Genomic DNA, 2617 nt, shown 5'->3' with positions numbered 1-2617 from the left:
TGTACTGACCGGAGACGTTGGTCAATCGTGAGAAGGGCGGCTGGTTCCCGCAGGCCGTGTGGGGCCGGTGATGGTTGTAGTAGTGCAGCCATCCGTCGAGTTCGCCGCGGCGCTCCGTCTCGGAGGTGTAGCAGCGGGCGTATGCCCAGCCGTCGGCCAGGGTGCGGTGGAAGCGCTCGATCTTGCCGTTGGTCTGAGGGCGATACGGCCTGGTCCGTTTGTGCCTGATACCGAGCTCGGCGCAGGTGTCGCGCCACAGGTGTGAGCGATATGCCCCGCCGTTGTCCGACAGAACCCGCTCGACGGTCACCCCGCGGGCGTTGAACCACTCGACGGCCCTCACCAGGACCGCGGTGGCGGTGTGGGCTGTTTCGTCGTCGTGGATCTCGGCGTAGGCGACGCGGGAGTGGTCGTCGATGACGGTGTGGACGTAGGCCTTGCCCATCAACGGGTCGGAGTACTTGCTCCTGAGCTTGCCTGGTGTAGCTGCCCGGTTCTTCTCGCCCTGTCGGCGTCCGACGTAGCGCCAGCCTCCGCCGTCGGGGATGTTGCCGAGCTTCTTCACGTCGACGTGGAGCATCGCGCCGGGATGGTCGTGCTCGTAACGGCGCACCGGTTCCCCCGTGGCGCGGTCCACATGCGACAGCCGGTTCAGGTGGGCGTCGGTCAGGATCCGGTGGACCGTCGACGGCGCGATCCCCAGCCGACACGCCAACTGCACGGGTCCTTCTCGGAGTCGTAGCCGCAGCTGGATACAGCGGCGAGTGACCGTCGGGCTGATCTTGTTCGGTGAGTGGTGCGGTCGGGAAGACCGGTCCTGCATGGACTCGCCCGCTCGGTAGCGGCCGGTCCAGCGTTTGACGGTGGGCCAAGAGACCTGGAAGCGGGCGGCAACCTCGCTGATCGGCCATCCGTCGTCGACGACGAGTTGGGCGACCTTCAAGCGGTGACGCGGTGTGAGGGCGGCATTGGCGTGGGGCATGGTGGTCTTCCTGGTGACGAGCGGGTGGAGACGGTGATGGGGGCTGCACCCTGTGGTGCAGCCCCCATCGATTCGGTATGTCAGTTGCCGTCCGTGTCCTCGCGGTTCGGCGCTGAAGAGGCAGCCGTCTCGGTGGGCGTTCCCTGCTCGCTCTGGGGCTGGTCGTCATCGTCGGGCACGATCTGGGCTCCGCAGCAACTGCTGTCCTGCTTGCGTGCGGTGAAGAGGTCCTTGAGTCCCATGGTTGTTTGTTCTCCTCGTGTGGTTGGGAATGTGGTGGTGGGGTCAGGCGATCAGTGGGATGAGGTAGCCAGCGGCGATGGCCGTGCCGATGACAGTGACCACGAAAGTGACGACCAGTCGGGGCTTGAACAAGGCGGTGAGCATCGAGATCTCGGGGATCGAGGCTCCGGCGCCGCCGATCATCAGCGCGAACACTGCCCCTAGCCCCATACCGGCCGAGCTGAGGGCCAAGCCGATGGGCAACATCGTCTCGATCCGCACGTAAAGCGGAACGCCAAGCACGGCGGCCAACGGCACGGCCCATGGCTTGTCGTCGCCAGCGACCGCGGCGAGTTGGTCCTGAGGCACGAAACCGTAGATAAATGCACCGACCGAGACACCCAGCACCATCGGGACGAGCAGCGGTCTCAGATCGGCCCAGGCCTCGCCGAGTGCGGGCCGGATCTCGTTGCGCAGTCCCGCCCAGGGGCGGGGGGTGCTGTCGTCGCCGACGACCTTGACTCGCTTGAGCTGGCTGGCCATACCGAGTCGTTCCCATACGAGGGGGGCGAGCAGGGACCATGCGGCGGTGACCACCGTGTAGACCAACGCGATACGCCAGCCGAACAGCAGCACCACCCCGGCCACGATGATGGGATCCAGCAGCGGTGACGAGATCAGGAAGGTCATCGACGTCCGGAACGCCACCCCCGACTTCAACATCCCAGCCAGCACCGGCAGCGTCGAACAGGAACAGAACGGCGTGATCGCCCCCAGCAGTAGCCCTTTGACCGGGCCGGGAAGGCGCCCATCGGCCATCCAGCTCTGGATCCGATCCGGCCCGAACCGCCGGTTCACCAGCGCAACGAGAACCGAGATCAGCGAGAACAGGACGAGCAACTCGACCAGGATCAACCCGAAGGTCTGTACCGCATGAATCACCGCGCAGCACCCTCAGTCGATGCCTGACCCTCCCCTGCTGGGGCAGTGCAGCACGCCTTCTGTCCCTCTGGAGTGAGAGTCGCCAAGTGAGCGAGCCACTGCACCGGCGCCGCCAACTGCTCACAACACAGCTCGTAGATGTTGGACCGGCCCTCGGCCCGCACACTGATCAGCCGCGCTTCCCGCAAGGCTGCCACATGGTGACTCACCAGCGCCTGGCTCAACCCGGTGGCCTCCTGCAACTGCTTGTTCGAGCACGCCCCCGCCGCAAGCGTCAGCACGATCATCAGTCTGTTCTCGTCTGACAAAGGCTTCAACAACGGAGCAAGCATCCGCGCGTGATCCCGCGCCGACAGGTCCGTGCGCGGCATGGCAACATCCAGTGAAACTGTCATACCCACACTATAGACAAGCGCTTCTTTGTGTGACAAGTGGGCACTTGTCTAACGATCAACGTCCCTGGTCAGTACA

The 2617-nt window shown here is 65.1% G+C and carries 4 protein-coding genes; all 4 read right to left on the bottom strand.

The genetic code is table 11. From position 1 onward, the window contains the following. Nucleotides 1-982, bottom strand: a 982-nt coding sequence (locus tag NH287_RS14850; RefSeq protein ID WP_253036230.1) for an IS481 family transposase, incomplete at its 3' end; no start/stop codon positions are given. 80 nt (nt 983-1062) lie between these two features. Continuing rightward, nucleotides 1063-1224, bottom strand: coding sequence for a hypothetical protein (locus NH287_RS14845; RefSeq protein WP_164877222.1), 162 nt, complete (start codon nt 1222-1224; stop codon nt 1063-1065). Between the two features lie 43 nt (nt 1225-1267). Further along, a complete protein-coding gene (locus tag NH287_RS14840) occupies nt 1268-2146 on the bottom strand; it encodes a permease (protein ID WP_308210419.1) in 879 nt (292 codons plus the stop codon). Further along, entirely contained in the window at nt 2143-2541 is a 399-nt protein-coding gene (locus NH287_RS14835; protein ID WP_128190659.1) for a helix-turn-helix transcriptional regulator, read from the bottom strand. The genes NH287_RS14840 and NH287_RS14835 overlap by 4 nt, the downstream gene beginning before the upstream one ends. Between the last annotated feature and the right edge of the window lie 76 nt (nt 2542-2617).

It is taken from the genome of Microbacterium sp. CnD16-F (assembly GCF_024124465.1).
GTDB classification, from domain to species: domain Bacteria; phylum Actinomycetota; class Actinomycetes; order Actinomycetales; family Microbacteriaceae; genus Microbacterium; species Microbacterium gawkjiense.
The sequence above is the reverse complement of the archived record's forward strand: the minus strand, read 5'-3'. Positions and strand labels throughout refer to the sequence as shown.

Bases quoted from the DNA above. Each gene is read 5' to 3' on its own strand.
- NH287_RS14845 (WP_164877222.1), bottom strand. From the start codon at position 1,224: ATGGGACTCAAGGACCTCTTCACCGCACGCAAGCAGGACAGCAGTTGC.
- NH287_RS14835 (WP_128190659.1), bottom strand. From the start codon at position 2,541: ATGACAGTTTCACTGGATGTTGCCATGCCGCGCACGGACCTGTCGGCG.